We start from the raw sequence: 16,299 nt of genomic DNA, 5'->3' as shown, positions 1-16,299 counted from the left end.
CAGCCCCGCAGAACCCGCAAGCCGATGGCCAAGACCGCAGACAAGTCCGCAGCGCCCGAACACACCCCGCTGATGAAGCAGTACTTCGCCGCCAAGGCGGAGTATCCGGACCTGCTGCTGTTCTTCCGGATGGGCGATTTCTACGAGCTGTTCTACGACGACGCGCGCAAGGCCGCGCGCCTGCTCGACATCACCCTGACCCAGCGTGGCAGCTCCGGCGGCGCGCCGATCCCGATGGCCGGCGTGCCGGTGCACGCCTACGAAGGCTACCTGGCGCGGCTGGTGGCATTGGGGGAGTCGGTGGCCATCTGCGAGCAGATCGGGGACCCGGCCACTTCCAAGGGCCTGGTCGAGCGCAAGGTGGTGCGCATCGTCACCCCCGGCACGGTCACCGACGAGGCGCTGCTGGACGAGCGCCGCGACACCCTGCTGATGGCGGTGGCGCACGGGCGCAGCGGCTACGGTCTGGCCTGGGCCGACCTGTCCGCCGGCCGCTTCCTGGTCAGCGAGGTGGAGAACGCCGACCAGCTGGAGGCCGAGCTCGCCCGCCTCGAACCGGCCGAACTGCTGGTGCCGGACGAGGAAGGCTGGCCGCGGCTGTCGGCCGGTGCCATCCGCCGCCGCCCGCCGTGGCTGTTCGACCCGGACAGCGGCCGCCGCCAGCTGCTGCGTTTCTTCGGCCTGCACGACCTCACCGGCTTCGGCATCGACGACAAGCCGCTGGCGATCGCCGCCGCCGGCGCGCTGCTGGGCTACGTCGAGGAAACCCAGAAGCAGCGCCTGCCGCACCTGACCTCGATCGCACTGGAGACCTCCGGCGAGGCGATCGCGATGAACGCGGCCACCCGCCGCCACCTGGAGCTGGATTCGCGGGTCGACGGCCAGACCCGCCACACCCTGCTGGGCGTGCTGGATTCGACCATCACCCCCATGGGCGGACGCCTGCTGCGGCGCTGGCTGCACCGTCCGCTGCGCGACCGCGGCGTGCTCGGCGCCCGCCACCACGCAGTGGCCACCCTGGTCGAGCAGCGCGCCGACGCCGACCTGCGCGACGGCTTCCGCGGCCTGGGCGACGTCGAACGCATCCTCACCCGCGTGGCCCTGCGCTCGGCGCGGCCGCGCGACCTGTCCACCCTGCGCGACGCGCTGGGCCTGCTGCCCGGCATCCGCCAGGCGCTGGCGCAGCTGGATTCGCCGCGGCTTCAGGCGCTGGCGGCCGAGCTGGGGCAGCACGACGAGATCGCGCACCTGCTGGCCACGGCGATCGCCCCGCAGCCGCCGCTGAAGCTGGCCGACGGCGGGGTGATCGCCGAGGGCTACGATGCCGAGCTGGACGAGCTGCGACGGCTGTCCACCAACGCCGACCAGTTCCTGGTCGACCTGGAGGCGCGCGAGCGTGCGGCCACCGGCATCCCCACCCTGAGGGTCGGCTACAACCGCGTCCATGGCTACTACATCGAGATCAGCAAGGGCCAGGCCGACAAGGCCCCGGTGCACTACACCCGGCGCCAGACCCTGACCGGGGCCGAGCGCTACATCACCGAGGAGCTGAAGGCATTCGAGGACAAGGTGCTGTCGGCGCGCGAGCGCGCGCTGGCGCGCGAGAAGTTCCTGTACGACGCGCTGCTGGACGCGCTCAACGAGGTGCTGGAACCGCTCAAGCGCTGCGCCGCGGCGCTCAGCGAGCTGGACGTGCTGGCCTGCTTCGCCGAGCGCGCGCAGGCGCTGGACTGGTCGCAGCCGGAGCTGACCGACGCGCCCTGCCTGTGCATCGAGCGCGGCCGCCACCCGGTGGTGGAGGCGGTGCGCGAGGAACCGTTCGAACCCAACGACCTGGAGCTGTACGGCGACCGCGACGGCCAGGCGCGGCGGATGCTGGTGATCACCGGCCCGAACATGGGCGGCAAGAGCACCTACATGCGCCAGAACGCGCTGATCGTGCTGCTGGCGCACATCGGCAGCTTCGTGCCGGCCAGCCGCGCGGTGATCGGCCCGATCGACCGCATCCTCACCCGCATCGGCGCCGGCGACGACCTGGCGCGCGGCCAGTCCACCTTCATGGTGGAGATGGCCGAGACCGCCTACATCCTGCACCACGCCACCGAGCAGTCGCTGGTGCTGATGGACGAGATCGGCCGCGGCACCTCGACCTACGACGGCCTGGCCCTGGCCGACGCGGTCGCGCGCCACCTGGCCACGGTCAACCGCTGCTGGACCCTGTTCGCCACCCACTACTTCGAACTGACCGCGCTGGCCACGCCGGAGAGCGGCATCGCCAACGTGCACCTGGACGCGGTCGAGCACGGGGACTCGCTGGTGTTCATGCACGCCGTGCGCGAGGGCGCGGCCGACCGCAGCTTCGGCCTGCAGGTGGCAGCCCTGGCCGGCCTGCCCAAGGCGACCCTGGCGCAGGCGCGGCGGCGCCTGGCCGAACTGGAGCAGCGCGGCCGCGAGACCCACGCCTCGGAAATGGCGCCGCAGGCACTGGACGCCCCGCAGCAGTTCGGCCTGTTCGCGCCGGCGCCCTCGGCCGCGCAGGAGGCACTGGCCGCGCTGGATCCGGACGAGCTGACCCCGAAGCAGGCGCTGGAGGCGCTGTACCGGCTGAAGTCGCTGCTGTAGGGCGGGGGCGCCTTCGCCCTGCCGCCCGAAGGCCCGGGAGCACTTCGCCCACCGGGCCACGGCTTCACCGGCGTAGCCCGGACAAGGCCAAGGGCCGCATCCGCGGATCCGCCACGCCAGGGGACGACCGGCGACAAGGGTGGCGGCGCGTGCGCCTCGCCTGCCCGCGCTACAGCGCGCGGAAGTCGGCCGGCGGGTTCATCCAGTTGTCGTGGCGGCCGTCGGCGTAGCGGATGCCGCCGCCGACCAGCTCGTCGATGCTGGCATCGCCCAGGGTGTTGACCCGCACCGCCAGGTAGTCGCCGCCGGTCTCGGCGATGTAGCCGTGCCCGTACACATGGGTTCCGCAGCGCGTGCAGAAGCGGTGGTGGATGTTGCCTTCGCCCCAGTCGCGGCCGTAGTCGCCCAGGGCCGACTCACCCTGCAGCAGCTCGAAATCCTTCGCCTGCGCGCCCCAGGAGCGGGTCTTGGTGCAGAAGGTGCAGTTGCAGCGGCCGGTGCCGGCCGCCAGGTCGATCACCGCCTGGTAGCGCACCGCGCCGCAGTGGCAGCTGCCGTGGTAGGCCTTCTCCATCGCTCAGGCCTCCTGCATCCCGGCCGGCACCGGGTGCTGCACCGCCAGCGCGTTGTCGCGCGCGTTGGCCGCCACCGCCGCCGGGCGCGCGGCGTGCAGCTGGGCGAAAGCGACGAACGCCGGCTTCTTCTCCAGCATGCCGACCATCATGTAGTAGCCGAGGAAGGCTGCCATCAGCAGGTCGGCGGTGGTGAAGCGGTCCCCGACCAGGTGCTGGCGCCCGGCCACCGCCTGCTCCAGAGTGCGCAGCAGGTCGGCCTCGGTGCCGTAGCCGGCCGACAGCGGCCTGGCCAGCGCGCCGGCTTCCTTGGCGGTGAGCAGCGACTCCACCGGCCCGGCGAGGAAGAACAGCCAGCGGTAGTAGCTGCCGCGCTCGGGCGCACCCGGCGGCGGCGCCAGCCCCTTCTCCGGGACCAGGTCGGCCAGGTAGGCGCAGATGGCGGCGTTCTCGGTCACCACCAGGTCGCCGTGGCGGATCGCCGGCACCTTGCCCATCGGGTTGACCGCCAGGTACTCGGGCGACTTCATCGTGGTGCCGAAGTCGAGCACGACCTCTTCGTACGGCAGGCCGGTCTCCTCCAGCATCCAGCGGGTGATGCGCGCCCGGGACAGGGGGTTGGTGTAGAAGGTCAGCGTCTTGCCCATGGTCGTCTCCGTCACTGGAAGGGAATCCAAGTCTGGGACGGGCCTGCTGACAGCTGCTGTCAGCAGCGTGCGAGGGCCTGCTCAGCCCTCGCTGCGGCGCAGGCGCAGCTGTTCCCAGCGGCGCAGCAGCTGGTGGCGGGTCTGGGGATAGCGGCGGCCGGTGTCCTCCAGGTCCAGCACGCGGTCGGCGCGGAAATGGCGGAAGTCGCCGCGTTGCTCGCACCAGGCGGCGATCAGGCGCATGTCGTCGAGGAAGGCCATGGCGAAGGGCCAAACGACGCGCTCGCTCTCGCGCCCCTCGGCGTCGCGGTAGCGCAGGCGCACGGCATGGCCGTCGCGGATCGCGCGGCGCAGCGCCGGCACCCATGGCTCGGGTGCGCGCTGTTGCCAGTACGGTGCGAACAGGCCGCTGGTCTCGATCTCCAGGCGCCGCTCGCCGGGCAGCACGCCGGCGATGCGCGACAGCGCGCGGTTGGCGGCGGCCGCCAGCTCAGGGTCGCAATGCGAGGCCACCCAGCGCGCGCCCAGCACCAGCGCCTCCAGCTCCTCGGCCGGGAACATCAGCGGCGGCATCACGAACCCGGGGCGCAGGCGGTAACCGACGCCGGCATCGCCGTCGATCTGCGCGCCCTGCGAGCGCAGCGCCTCGATGTCGCGGTACACGGTGCGCAGGCTCACGCCCAGGCATTCGGCCAGTTGCGCGCCGCGCACCGCACCACGGCGCTGGCGCAGTTCCTCGAGCATCCGTAGCAGACGGGTGGCGCGCTGGGTCATCCCTACGGCAGGCCTGGCGACGGGATGCCAAGCATAGCCGCGGCGGCGCGGTTGATCGCAGTCAATGCCACGGTCGCGGGCGCATCCGATAACTGCGCCACAGCCCCACCGGAGAAGTCCATGCGCCACCGCAGCACCGTCCTTGCCGCCGCCCTCGCCCTGGCCTGCACCGGCCTGCAGGCCCAGTCGACGCAAGCCGCCGACCAGCCGGACGCGGCCGCGCTGCGCGAGACCGCCAACGCCCTGTTCGGCCCGGTCCCGCACAGGATCGAACAGGTGCGCGGCCAGCAGGTCACCGCCGCCCAGGTGGAACTGGGCAAGTCGCTGTGGTTCGAGCCGCGCCTGTCGCGCAGCCACGTGATCAGCTGCAACACCTGCCACAACGTCGCCACCGGCGGCGCCGACAACGTGCCCACCTCGATCGGCCACGGCTGGCAGAAGGGCCCGCGCAACTCGCCCACCGTGCTCAACGCGGTGCTCAACATCGCCCAGTTCTGGGACGGCCGCGCCGAGGACCTGAAGGAGCAGGCCAAGGGCCCGGTCCAGGCCAGTGTGGAGATGAACAACACGCCCGAGCGCGTGGAAGCCACCCTGCGCAGCATCCCGGCCTACGTGGAAGCGTTCCGCAAGGCCTTCCCGGGCGAGCGCGAGCCGGTGACCTTCGAGAACATGGCACGCGCGCTGGAAGCCTTCGAGACCACCCTGGTGACGCCGGACTCGCGCTTCGACCAGTTCCTCGCCGGCAAGGACAGCCTCGACGCCACCGAGCTGCGCGGCCTGTCGCTGTTCATCGACAAGGGCTGCGCGTCCTGCCATTCCGGTCCCAACGTGGGTGGCCAGGCCTACTTCCCGTTCGGCGTGGTCGCGCGCCCCGGCGCCGACGTGCTGCCGGCCGGCGACAAGGGCCGCTTCGCCGTGACCCAGACCGCCAGCGACGAGTACGTGTTCCGCGCCGCACCGCTGCGCAACGTGGAACTGACCGCGCCCTACTTCCACAGCGGCCAGGTCTGGGACCTGCACCAGGCGGTGGCGATCATGGGCAGCAGCCAGCTGGGCCACGAACTGGACGCGGCCGAGGTCGAGGCCATCGCCCGCTTCCTGAAGACCCTCACCGGGCGCCAGCCGCAGGTGACCACGCCGCTGCTGCCGCCGAGCACTTCCACCACGCCGCGTCCGGAGTGATGCTTGGCGGGCCGGGCGGCCACGCGCCGCCCCGTTCTTCCGGTCCGGCGCCCTGCGGGGCGCCGCCTGTTCCATAGGCAGGTGCTATCGGGAAATTCGCAACTAACAATTTCTCTTGATAGCCCCTGCCAACTAGCCTGTGGCCGTTCGATTCACACCGGCTACGGGCTTGCAGCAGCAGTCCCTTCGCCACAGGCGGCGCGCGGCCCGCGCCGCATCGCATCCACCGCCCGCTCCCCCGTGGGCACGAAGCAGAGGGGCAATCCCAATGACGACCGAGAAGAAGTGTCCGTTCCACGCCGGCGTCGCCGGCACAGGCACCACCAACCGCGACTGGTGGCCGAACCAGCTGCGCCTGGACCTGCTGACCCAGCACTCGGAGCGCTCCAATCCGCTGGGCAAGGACTTCAACTACCGCGAGGAGTTCAGCAAGCTCGACTACGCGGCGCTGAAGAAGGACCTGCTGGACCTGATGACCAGTTCGCAGGACTGGTGGCCGGCCGACTTCGGCAGCTACGTGGGCCTGATGATCCGCATGGCCTGGCACAGCGCCGGCACCTACCGCGTCGGCGACGGCCGCGGCGGCGGTGGCCGCGGCCAGCAGCGCTTCGCCCCGCTCAACTCCTGGCCGGACAACGTCAGCCTCGACAAGGCCCGCCGCCTGCTGTGGCCGGTCAAGAAGAAATACGGACAGAAGATCTCCTGGGCCGACCTGATGATCCTGGCCGGCAACGTCGCCCTCGAGCACGCCGGCTTCCGCACCTTCGGCTTCGGCGCCGGCCGCGAGGACACCTGGGAACCGGACCTGGACGTGTACTGGGGTCGCGAGAAGACCTGGCTGGGCGGCGACGAGCGCTACGCCCGCGGCTCGGAAGGCGTGCCCAAGCCCGAGGGCGACAGCGTGCTGGTGTCCGAGGACGACGCCGACGGCAAGATCCACAGCCGCAACCTCGAGAACCCGCTGGCCGCGGTGCAGATGGGCCTGATCTACGTGAACCCGGAAGGCCCGGACGGCAACCCCGATCCGCTGCTGGCCGCGCACGACATCCGCGTGACCTTCGGCCGCATGGGCATGGACGACGAGGAAACCGTGGCCCTGATCGCCGGTGGCCACACCCTGGGCAAGACCCACGGCGCCGGCCCGGCCGACAATGTCGGCCCGGATCCGGAAGCGGCCGACCTGGAGATGCAGGGCCTGGGCTGGGCCAACAGGTTCGGCACCGGCAAGGGCGCCGACACCATCACCTCCGGCCTGGAGGTGACCTGGACCAGCACCCCGGCGCAGTGGAACAACGACTTCTTCAAGTTCCTGTTCGACTTCGAGTGGGAGCTCACCAGGTCGCCGGCCGGTGCGCACCAGTGGGTGGCCAAGGACGTCGAGCCCTTCATCCCCGGCCCCACCCCGGACTCGCCCAGGCGCAAGCCGACCATGCTCACCACCGACCTGGCGCTGCGCTTCGACCCGGTCTACGGCCCCATCTCCCGCCGCTTCCGCGATGACCCGCAGGCCTTCGCCAATGCCTTCGCCCGCGCCTGGTTCAAGCTGACCCACCGCGACATGGGCCCCAAGGCCCGCTACCTGGGCCCGGAAGTGCCGGCCGAGGACCTGATCTGGCAGGACCCGCTGCCCAGGCCGGTGCACGCCCCCGAGGCGGCCGACATCGCCGATGCCAAGGCGAAGATCGAGGCGCTGGGCCTGCCGGCCGGCGACCTGGTCACCCTGGCCTGGGCTTCGGCCTCCACCTTCCGCGGCGGCGACAAGCGCGGCGGCGCCAACGGTGCGCGCATCCGCCTGGAGCCGCAGCGCGGCTGGCAGGTCAACCAGCGCGCGATCAAGGCGCTGGAGAAGCTGGAGGAGCTGCAGCCGCAGGTGCGGCTGTCGCTGGCCGACCTGATCGTGCTGGCCGGCGGCGTGGCGATCGAGCAGGCGGCCAAGGCGGCCGGCGTCTACGTCGAGGTGCCGTTCGCGCCCGGCCGCGTGGATGCCTCGCAGGAGCAGACCGACGTCGAGGCTTTCCGCCACATGGAGCCGTTCGCCGATGGCTTCCGCAACTACCTCAAGGCCCCGTCCGAAGTGCCGGCCGAGCACCTGCTGGTGGACAAGGCCCAGCTGCTCACCCTGACCCCGCCGGAGATGACCGCGCTGGTCGGTGGCCTGCGGGCACTGGACGCCAGCTGGGACGGCAGCCGCCATGGCGTGTTCACCGAGCGCCCGGGCGTGCTCAGCACCGACTACTTCACCAACCTGCTGGACATGGCCTACGAGTGGACGCCGGTGGACGCGGAGCGCCAGCTGTACGAAGTGCGCGAGCGCAACGGCGGCGCGGTGAAGTGGACCGCGACCCGGGTCGACCTGGTGTTCGGCTCCAACTCGGTGCTGCGCGCCCTGTCGGAGGTGTACGCGTCCGACGACGGCGCGGAGAAGTTCGCCCGCGACTTCGTCGCCGCCTGGACCAAGGTGATGAACCTGGACCGCTTCGACCTGCGCGCCTGAGCCCACACGCGGCACGCAGCATGCCCCGCCCGGGTTCCGGGCGGGGCTTTTCGTTGGTGCTTATTGGTCGCGCGCGCGCAGGTCGAGCTTGATCCGGCTGTCGCGCTCGCTGGACCAGATCACCGCTTCCTCCGCCGGCTTGCAGCGGCGGTCGCGGCTGGTACCCGGCTGGCCCGGCAGCGCCGGCCCCTTGTCGCCGCCCACCAGGCAATCGGCGGCCATCGGGGCGAGTGGATCGTCCTGGACACTGGCGCAACCGGCCAGGCCCAGCGACAGCACGGCAAGGGCGGACATCCTGCGAAGCATTCGGCAACTCCGGTCGGCGGGAACACGCCCGTTCTACACCGGCACGGGTGCCCGCGCGACAGGCCGGAAGTCAGGGGTGGATCAGAACGCGTCGATGTCGCCCAGGGCCTGGATCAGGCGGCGGGCGCGCTTGTCCGGCTTGTGCTCCGGCGGGCGGTAGCCATCGCGCATGGCGGCGCGCTGCAGCCGCTGCTCCTCGCGCCGCTTCGCCGATTCGGCGCTCTCGGCGTACAACGCCTGCGCCACCGGGGCCGGGCCGCGGGTGTCGCTCAGGCCCAGTACCTGGACCTCGAAGGTTTCCTCGCCGCGGGTCACGCGCAGGGCATCGCCGACCCGGATCGCACGCGAAGGCTTGGCGCGCTGTCCGCCGACCTCGACCTTGCCGGTGTCCACCGCCTGGCGGGCCAGGCTGCGGGTGCGGAAGAAGCGCGCCGCCCACAGCCAGACGTCCAGGCGCACGTGCGCGCCGGCTTCCGTCTCAGCCATGGGAGGCACCAGCGGCGCCCGCGTGGGGCGGGATCATGCAGGCCAGGTTGCAGGTACGGGTGTTCGGCATCGATTGCGTGTACGGCCGGTGCGGATGGCGGCTGCCGGCAGGCCGCGGTACGTCCGCAGTGTGCGCCCGTCGGCGCGGGGACGCCAGCGCGCGGAGGCCACCACGCAAACGGCCGCCCTGGGGCGGCCGTCGCGGACAGCGAAGACGCGGCGGATCAGCCGGCGTTCTTCTCGGCCTTGGCCTTGGCCACGGCAGCCAGGTCTTCCTTGATGCGGGCCGCCTTGCCTTCCAGGCCACGCAGGTAGTACAGCTTGCCGGCGCGGACCTTGCCGCGGCGCTTGACCTCGACCGACTCGATCATCGGGCTGAAGGTCTGGAACACGCGCTCGACGCCGTAGCCGTGCGAGATCTTGCGCACGGTGAAGGACGAGTTCAGGCCGGCGTTCTTGGTGGCGATGACCACGCCTTCGTAGGCCTGCACGCGCTCGCGGTTGCCTTCCTTGACCTTGACGTTCACCACGACGGTGTCGCCCTGGCTGAACTTCGGCAGTTCGCGGTTGATCTGGGCGGACTCGAACTCCGCGATGATGGACTTGTTCAGCTTGCTCATGGTGACCGACTCTTTGTTCGGGTGGGCGTGTCTGGATGACAACTCGGGCTAACGCAGTCGCCGGATTGCGCTGCGCGTTTGTTGTTGTGGATGCCTGCTCCGGCGCCCCTCGGGGCCTGCCTCTTGCAGGAATCCGGCATTGTAGCCGGTCCGCAAGGTCCGTGGCTAGTCACCCCATGGACCGGAACCGGGCAGGGTCAGGCCGGCGGTGCCTCCTGCCCCGCCGGGTCCTGTTCCAGCGCGCGCAGGCCCTCCTCCAGCAGCTTGCGGTCGACCTTGGACAGTTCCCGCCCCTGCAGCAGGTCCGGGCGCCGCAGCCAGGTCCGCACCAGGGCCTGCTGCCGGCGCCAGCGCGCGATCGCAGCATGGTTGCCCGATCGCAGCACCTCCGGGACGGTGCCGTACGCGTGCTCGACCGGGTGGCTGTAGTGCGGGCAGTCCAGCAACCCGTCCTCGAAGCTGTCCTGGGCAGCCGAGCCGGCGTCGTTGAGCGCGCCGTCCTGCAGCCGGGCCACCGCGTCGACCACCACCGCCGCGGCCAGCTCGCCACCGGACAGCACGTAGTCGCCAATCGACAGCTCCTCGTCCACCTCGGCCTGGACCAGGCGCTCGTCGATGCCCTCGTAGCGGCCGCACAGCAGCACCAGGCGCGGCATCGCCGCCAGCTCGCGCACCCGCTTCTGCTCCAGGCGCCGGCCCTGCGGGCTCAGGTAGACCACGTGCACCGGGGTCGGGTCGGCCTGCCGCACCGCCGCCAGGCAGCGCCGCAGCGGCTCCACCAGCATGACCATGCCCGGCCCGCCGCCGAAGGTGCGGTCGTCGGTCTTGCGGTAGTTGCCGTCGGCGTACTCGCGCGGGTTCCAGCCGTGCAACTGCAGCAGCCCGCGCTCGCGCGCGCGCCCGGTCACGCCGAACGCCGTGCAGCGGTCGACCTCTTCGGGGAACAGGCTGACGACGTCAATGCGCATGGAGCGGTGATTGGTGATTCGGGATTCGTGATTCGGAAAAGCGGGAGGCGCTGGCAACCCAGTTCGGCTGGCAATCCGAGCTTATCGCTCTTTCAAATCACCAATTACCAATCACGGCCCCTAGAAATCGGGATCCCAGTCGACCGTGATGGTGGCGGTGTCGAAATCCACCGAGGTGACGTAGTCGGGCCGGACGAAGGGGATCATGCGCTCGCGTTCGCCGCGCACCACCAGCACGTCGTTGGCGCCGGTGGACAGCAGGTGCGAAACCTCGCCCAGGGCCACGCCGTCGACGGTGACCACCTTCAGCCCTTCCAGGTCGACCCAGTAGTACTCGCCGGGTGCCGGCGGCGGCAGCGCCTCGCGCGGGACCAGGATCTCGGTGCCGCGCAGGGCCTCGGCGGCATCGCGGTCGTCGCAGCCGGGCAGGGTCGCCACTACGTGCTTGCCGGTGTCGCGCCCCCTGGCCCCGCGCAGCTCGCGCTCGGCGCCGTTGGCCGAACGCAGGATCCAGGGCTGGTAGCGGAAGATCTGCGCGCGCGGCTCGGTCCAGGACTCGAGCCTGACGTCGCCGCGCACGCCGAAGGCGCCCGTCACCCGGCCCAGCAGAATCAGCTTCCGCGGTGCTGGAGTGGGACGCCCTGCGTCGTTCATGTCAGGTACCGGCCGCCGCCAGGGGCGGCCGTCGCCATCAGGCGGCCTGGGCCTGGCTCTGGGCCTTGACCACTTCCTTGTACAGGCTGCGGACCTTGTCCGTCAGCTGCGCGCCGTTGCCCACCCAGTAGTCGACGCGGGCGATGTCCAGCACAACGCGCTGCTCGTTGCCCTGGGCAACGGGGTTGTAGTAGCCGACGCGCTCGATGTTGCGGCCGTCGCGGGCGCTGCGCGAGTCGGTGACGACGATGTGGTAGAACGGGCGCTTCTTGGCGCCGCCGCGGGTGAGACGGATCTTGACCATGTGTTTTTCGTGTTGCCCAGTCGCCAGGATGACGAGGTAAGCCGGCGATTCTAGCCGAACACCGCCGCCAGGGAAACCACCCCGCCCCGCCCGGCCGCCTTGCCGGCCACCCCGCCCGGCCGCGACTCGCACCGCTGCGGGCTCCTGCCCCCGCTTCGCGGGCGCGCGATCCCTGGTGAATTACGCGCAGCATGACCAAAGTCATGCAACCGCGGCAAACCGCTCCCGTACCATCACCGGGCAGGCGTCGCGCCGGGCGCACAGCCCGGCCAGGGAAAGCGGCGCCGCGACCCCAGGCCTTGCCCCGTACACCTCCCCCACGGTGGGCCCTGCGCCCGCCGCCCTGATGGACTACCGATGAAAAAGCTGCCCCGCCTCCTCAAAGCGCTCCTGGTCCTCGGCCTGGTGCTGGCCCTGGTCCTGCTGTGGCGGGGCTGCTCCGGGAAGGAGGACGCGCCTCCGGACGGCGGTCGCGGCGGCTGGGGCGAGCGCCCGCCGACCCCGGTGCGCGTGGCCACCGCCGAGCGCGGCCCGCTGGACCTGGAGATCAAGGCGCTGGGCACCGTCACCCCGCTGCGCACGGTGACCGTGCGCCCGCGGGTCGAGGGCGAGCTGCTGCGCATCGCCTTCGACGAGGGCCAGCAGGTCCGCGCCGGCCAGCTGCTGGCCGAGATCGACCCGGCCCCGTTCCAGGTGCGCCTGGCCCAGGCCGAGGGCGCGCAGAAACAGAACCTGGCCGAGCTGGAGAACACCCGCATCCAGTTGCAGCGCTTCCGCGACCTGGCCGGCGCCAACTACGTCTCCGCCCAGGAAGTGGCCGACCTGCAGGCGCGCGTGCGCCAGTTCGAGGGCCGCCGCGAGAGCGACCAGGCCGCGGTGGACGAGGCCCGCCTGCAGCTGCAGTACACCCGCATCACCGCGCCGATCGACGGCCGCATCGGCCTGCGCACGGTGGACGTGGGCAACCTGGTGCGCGCCGGCGACGAGGGCGGGATCGCCACCATCACCCAGACCCGTCCGATCAGCGTGGTGTTCGCCCTGCCCGAAGGCGTGCTGCCCTCGGTGCAGGCGGCGGTGCGCGGGGGCCAGGCGCTGGCGGTGCAGGCCTGGGACCGCGACGAGCGCCAGCCGCTGGCCAGCGGCACCCTGTCCAGCCTGGACAACCGCATCGACGTGCAGACCGGCACCCTGCGCCTGCGCGCCCTGTTCGAGAACACGGACGAGTCGCTGTTCCCCAACCAGTCGGTCAACGTGCGCCTGCGCCTGGGCAGCGCGGACGTGGTCTCGATCCCCGATGCGGCGGTGCAGTTCGGCAACCGCGGCACCTATGTGTACGTGGTGGGCGAGGACGACACCGCCAGCGTGCGCGAGGTGAAGCTGGGCGCCAGCCACGAGGGCCGGGTGGCCGTGCTCGAGGGCCTGGCGGACGGCGAGCGCGTGGTGCTCGAGGGCCTGGACCGCCTGCGCGAGGGCGGCAAGGTGCAGGTGGTCGACGCCGACGGCGTGCCGGTCGCGGCCGACGCCGGCAGGCCCGTCGACGCCGCGGCTGGTGGCAGCAAGGCGGCCGCCGCGCGATGAACCTGTCCCGCCCGTTCATCCTGCGCCCGGTGGCGACCTCGCTGCTGATGCTGGCGCTGCTGCTGTCGGGCCTGTTCGCCTACCGCCTGCTGCCGGTCTCGGCGCTGCCCCAGGTCGATTACCCGATCATCCAGGTGCTCACCCTGTACCCGGGCGCCAGCCCGGCGGTGACCACCAGCGCGGTGACCGCGCCGCTGGAGCGGCGCCTGGGCCAGATCCCGGGCCTGAACCAGATGACCTCGACCAGCTCCGGCGGGGCCTCGGTGATCACCCTGCAGTTCTCGCTGGAGGTGGACCTGGGGGTGGCCGAGCAGGAGGTGCAGGCCGCGATCAATGCCGCCTCCAACTTCCTGCCCAACGACCTGCCGATGCCGCCGGTGTACCGCAAGGTCAACCCGGCCGACACCCCGATCCTGACCCTGGCGGTGACCTCGCCTTCGATGGCCCTGCCCGAGGTCTACGACCTGGTCGACACACGCATGGCCCAGCGCCTGTCGCAGCTGCCGGGCGTGGGCCTGGTGAGCCTGGCCGGCGGGCAGCGCCCTGCCGTGCGCATCCAGGTCAACCCGCAGGCGCTGGCCGCCGCGGGCCTGGGCATGGGCGACATCCGCCGCGCGATCGGCGCGGCCAACGTGAACATGCCCAAGGGCAGCTTCGATGGCCCCACCCGCGCCACCATGCTCGACGCCAACGACCAGATGCGTTCGGCCGAGGAGTACCGGCAGCTGGTGCTGGCCTGGAACGACGGCGCGCCGCTGCGCCTGGGCGACGTCGCCACCGTGGAGAAGGGGCCGGAGAACAGCCAGCTCGCCGCCTGGTCGGGCAAGGCCCCGGCGATCCTGGTCAACATCCAGCGCCAGCCCGGCGCCAACGTGATCGAGGTGGTGGACCGGATCCACGCCCTGCTGCCGCAGCTGCGCGCCTCGATGCCGGCGGCGGTGGACGTGGCCGTGCTCAGCGACCGCACCGAGTCGATCCGCGCCTCGATCAAGGGCGTGCAGCACGAGCTGCTGCTGGCGATCGGCCTGGTGGTGCTGGTGACCTTCGTGTTCCTTCGCACGGTGCCGGCCACGATCATTCCCTCGATCGCGGTGCCGCTGTCGCTGGTGGCCACCTTCGGGGTGATGCTGCTGGCCGGGTTCTCGCTCAACAACCTGACCCTGATGGCGCTGACCATCGCCACCGGCTTCGTGGTCGACGACGCGATCGTGATGCTGGAGAACATCGCCCGGCGCATGGAGGACGGCGAAGGCCCGATGGAGGCCGCGCTCAACGGCGCGCGCCAGATCGGCTTCACCCTGGTCTCGCTGACGGTGTCGCTGGTCGCCGTGCTGATCCCGCTGCTGTTCATGGGCGACGTGGTCGGCAAGCTGTTCCACGAGTTCGCGATCACCCTGGCGGTGGCCATCGGCATCTCGCTGGTGGTCTCGCTGACCCTGACTCCGATGCTGTGCGCGCGCTTCCTCAAGGCCGGGCACGGCCATGGCGAGGCCGGCGCCGACGGCGCCCAGGGCGACATGTTCGACCGCGTGGTGGCGCTGTACGACCGCGGCCTGCACTGGGTGCTGGCGCGGCAGCCGCTGATGCTGGGCGCCACCGCGGCCACCCTGGCCCTGACCGTCGCGCTGTACATCGCCGTGCCCAAGGGCTTCTTCCCGGTGCAGGACGCCGGCCTGATCCAGGGCATCAGCGAGGCGCCGCAGTCGGTCTCGTTCGAGGCCATGGCGCGCCGCCAGCAGGCGCTGGCCGACGCCATCCTCGCCGATCCGGACGTGGCCACCCTGTCCTCCTTCATCGGCGTGGACGGCAGCAACGCCACGCTCAACAGCGGCCGCTTCCTGATCGAACTCAAGCCGCACGCCGAGCGCAGCGCCGGCGCGCTGGAGATCATCGAGCGGATCAAGCGCCGCGCCGCCGCGGTGCCGGGCATCGACCTGTACCTGCAGCCGGTGCAGGAGCTGAGCATCGAGGACCGGGTCAGCCGCACCCAGTACCAGTTCGCCCTGACCACCCCGGACCTGGACGAGCTGTCGCGCTGGACCGGCGCGATGCTGCAGGCGCTGCGCAAGCACCCGGCCCTGGCCGACGTGGCCAGCGACCTGCAGGACCAGGGCCTGCAGGCCTGGCTGGACATCGACCGCGACGCGGCCGCGCGCCTGGGCGTGTCGGTCTCGGCGATCGCCGACGCGCTGTACGACGCCTTCGGCCAGCGCCAGGTCTCGACCATCTTCACCCACGCCAACCAGTACCGGGTGGTGCTGGAGGCCGATCCGCGCTTCCAGCTGGGACCGGAGGCGATCGGCCGCATCCACGTGGCCACCGCCGACGGCCGGCAGACGCCGCTGTCGGGCCTGGCGCGCGTGGAGACCCGCCCGACCCCGCTGCAGGTCAGCCACCTGGGCCAGTTCCCGGCGGTGACCTTCTCCTTCAACCTGGCGCCGGGCGCCTCGCTGGGCGAGGCGGTGGCGGCGATCGAGCAGGCGCGTGCCGACATCGGCATGCCGGCCAGCGTCGAGCTGCGCCTGCAGGGCGCGGCGCAGGCGTTCCGCAACTCGCTCTCCAGCACCCTGTGGCTGATCCTGGCCGCGGTGCTGGTGATGTACATCGTGCTGGGCGTGCTCTACGAGAGCTTCATCCACCCGGTGACCATCCTCTCCACCCTGCCCTCGGCCACGGTGGGCGCGCTGGCGGCGCTGCTGCTGTCCGGGCGCAGCCTGGACCTGATCGCGGTGATCGGCATCATCCTGCTGATCGGCCTGGTGAAGAAGAACGCGATCATGATGATCGACTTCGCCCTGGAGGCCGAGCGCGAGCAGGGACTGGCGCCGCGCGAGGCGATCCACCGCGCCGCCCTGCTGCGCTTCCGCCCGATCCTGATGACCACCCTGGCGGCACTGTTCGCGGCCATCCCGATGGTGTTCGCCTCCGGCTCCGGCGCCGAGCTGCGCCAGCCGCTGGGCCTGGTGATGGTCGGCGGCCTGCTGGTGAGCCAGGTGCTGACCCTGTTCACCACCCCGGTGGTGTACCTGTTCTTCGACCGCCTCTCGCGCCGCCGCGAGGCGGCGGCCGAAGGCGCCGGCGCGGCGGCCTGA

General features: G+C 71.5%; 14 protein-coding genes. 5 read left to right on the top strand and 9 right to left on the bottom strand.

The features are described 5' to 3' along the window. Positions 1-24: 24 nt before the first annotated feature. Positions 25-2,622 (top strand): DNA mismatch repair protein MutS, encoded by a 2,598-nt coding sequence (gene mutS, locus PSEJ31_RS0110360; RefSeq protein WP_028915409.1) that lies wholly within the window; start codon positions 25-27, stop codon positions 2,620-2,622. A gap of 169 nt (positions 2,623-2,791) precedes the next feature. Here the strand turns inward: mutS and PSEJ31_RS0110355 are convergent, their stop codons facing one another. The 3 genes from PSEJ31_RS0110355 to PSEJ31_RS0110345 all read right to left on the bottom strand — a co-directional run bounded on the left by PSEJ31_RS0110355 (position 2,792) and on the right by PSEJ31_RS0110345 (position 4,615). Beyond that, positions 2,792-3,196 carry a GFA family protein gene (locus PSEJ31_RS0110355; RefSeq protein WP_028915408.1) on the bottom strand — a complete coding sequence of 135 codons (405 nt, stop codon included), beginning with the start codon at positions 3,194-3,196 and terminating at the stop codon, positions 2,792-2,794. Between the two features lie 3 nt (positions 3,197-3,199). Beyond that, positions 3,200-3,841, bottom strand: coding sequence for a glutathione S-transferase (locus PSEJ31_RS0110350; RefSeq protein ID WP_019398736.1), 642 nt, complete (start codon positions 3,839-3,841; stop codon positions 3,200-3,202). A gap of 81 nt (positions 3,842-3,922) precedes the next feature. Further along, on the bottom strand, positions 3,923-4,615 hold the full coding sequence (locus tag PSEJ31_RS0110345) for a YafY family protein (RefSeq protein WP_019398735.1): 693 nt from the start codon (positions 4,613-4,615) through the stop codon (positions 3,923-3,925). Positions 4,616-4,735: 120 nt separating this feature from the next. On the opposite strand from PSEJ31_RS0110345, the gene PSEJ31_RS0110340 reads away from it, so the two are divergent. Next, positions 4,736-5,797, top strand: a complete 1,062-nt coding sequence (locus PSEJ31_RS0110340) for a cytochrome-c peroxidase (protein ID WP_019398734.1) — start codon at positions 4,736-4,738, stop codon at positions 5,795-5,797. A gap of 268 nt (positions 5,798-6,065) precedes the next feature. Further along, entirely contained in the window at positions 6,066-8,291 is a 2,226-nt protein-coding gene (katG, locus tag PSEJ31_RS0110335) for a catalase/peroxidase HPI (protein WP_028915407.1), read from the top strand. Positions 8,292-8,351: 60 nt separating this feature from the next. Here the strand turns inward: katG and PSEJ31_RS0110330 are convergent, their stop codons facing one another. The 6 genes from PSEJ31_RS0110330 to rpsP all read right to left on the bottom strand — a co-directional run bounded on the left by PSEJ31_RS0110330 (position 8,352) and on the right by rpsP (position 11,629). Then, positions 8,352-8,585, bottom strand: coding sequence for a hypothetical protein (locus tag PSEJ31_RS0110330; protein ID WP_019398732.1), 234 nt, complete (start codon positions 8,583-8,585; stop codon positions 8,352-8,354). A 93-nt stretch (positions 8,586-8,678) separates the two neighbouring features. Then, complete coding sequence (locus PSEJ31_RS0110325; RefSeq protein WP_019398731.1) at positions 8,679-9,083, bottom strand: RNA-binding S4 domain-containing protein; 405 nt, start codon at positions 9,081-9,083, stop codon at positions 8,679-8,681. A gap of 224 nt (positions 9,084-9,307) precedes the next feature. Next, positions 9,308-9,703 carry a 50S ribosomal protein L19 gene (gene rplS / locus PSEJ31_RS0110320; protein WP_019398730.1) on the bottom strand — a complete coding sequence of 132 codons (396 nt, stop codon included), beginning with the start codon at positions 9,701-9,703 and terminating at the stop codon, positions 9,308-9,310. A gap of 197 nt (positions 9,704-9,900) precedes the next feature. Beyond that, the gene (gene trmD / locus PSEJ31_RS0110315; RefSeq protein WP_028915406.1) at positions 9,901-10,671 is read right to left on the bottom strand and encodes a tRNA (guanosine(37)-N1)-methyltransferase TrmD; all 771 of its coding nucleotides are present in this window, start codon (positions 10,669-10,671) and stop codon (positions 9,901-9,903) included. Positions 10,672-10,791: 120 nt separating this feature from the next. Beyond that, entirely contained in the window at positions 10,792-11,325 is a 534-nt protein-coding gene (gene rimM, locus PSEJ31_RS0110310) for a ribosome maturation factor RimM (RefSeq protein WP_050992169.1), read from the bottom strand. A 37-nt stretch (positions 11,326-11,362) separates the two neighbouring features. Continuing rightward, on the bottom strand, positions 11,363-11,629 hold the full coding sequence (gene rpsP, locus PSEJ31_RS0110305; protein ID WP_028915405.1) for a 30S ribosomal protein S16: 267 nt from the start codon (positions 11,627-11,629) through the stop codon (positions 11,363-11,365). Positions 11,630-11,986: 357 nt separating this feature from the next. Between rpsP and PSEJ31_RS0110300 the strand changes: the two genes are divergently transcribed. After that, a complete protein-coding gene (locus tag PSEJ31_RS0110300) occupies positions 11,987-13,207 on the top strand; it encodes an efflux RND transporter periplasmic adaptor subunit (RefSeq protein WP_028915404.1) in 1,221 nt (406 codons plus the stop codon). Further along, the gene (locus PSEJ31_RS0110295) at positions 13,204-16,299 is read left to right on the top strand and encodes a multidrug efflux RND transporter permease subunit (protein WP_028915403.1); all 3,096 of its coding nucleotides are present in this window, start codon (positions 13,204-13,206) and stop codon (positions 16,297-16,299) included. The genes PSEJ31_RS0110300 and PSEJ31_RS0110295 overlap by 4 nt, the downstream gene beginning before the upstream one ends.

Origin of the sequence: Pseudoxanthomonas sp. J31 (genome assembly GCF_000510725.1) — a bacterium.
Classification (GTDB): domain Bacteria; phylum Pseudomonadota; class Gammaproteobacteria; order Xanthomonadales; family Xanthomonadaceae; genus Pseudoxanthomonas.
Note: the sequence above shows the minus strand (reverse complement) of the source record. Positions and strands in the feature narration are given on the sequence as shown.